Source organism: Vibrio sp. 10N.261.55.A7 (assembly GCF_002877365.1).
Taxonomy (GTDB): domain Bacteria; phylum Pseudomonadota; class Gammaproteobacteria; order Enterobacterales; family Vibrionaceae; genus Vibrio.
On record NZ_MCWZ01000038.1, the window covers coordinates 1 to 587 of the forward strand.

At 49.9% G+C, this 587-nt stretch carries 1 protein-coding gene; it reads left to right on the plus strand.

The window, feature by feature from the left end:
- On the plus strand, positions 1-587 hold a 587-nt coding region (locus tag BCU12_RS23195), incomplete at both ends, for a hypothetical protein (protein ID WP_157939850.1).

Here is a 587-nt window from a genome sequence, read left to right on the forward strand (position 1 = left end):
TGGCTTCCAAACGCCGGACTCAGGCGTGGTCAAAGTACGTGTTGAAGTGCTCGATGATAATGAAACCGAAACAAGAGAGTCGGTGATAGTTACGGCAACAACCGACAGCAACCACGTGAATGCCCAGTCGGCAAGCGCACAAGGCATCATTAAAGATGACCTAGTCGAGCGTGAAGACGGCAGTAAAGTCGATGCTGATGCCCCTGATTTAGAGATTTCAGGTGGTGATAAAGCGCGTGAAGGTGAAGAAACCTATCTTAACTATGAAGTGTCGCTCTCGGGTGAAGCGTTTGGTGAGGTGAATACCTTCCTGGACATCACAGGCACAGCTTCGGACGCGGATTTAGGCGCAGTACAAATCAAGCTACCAAACGGTGAGTGGCAAGATTACGACGAAGTTAATGGCTTCCAAACGCCGGATTCAGGCGTGGTCAAAGTACGCGTTGAAGTGCTCGATGATAATGAAACCGAAACAAGAGAGTCGGTGATAGTTACGGCAACAACGGACAGCAATCACGTGAATGCCCAGTCGGCAAGCGCACAAGGCATCATTAAAGATGACCTAGTCGAGCGTGAAGACGGCAGTA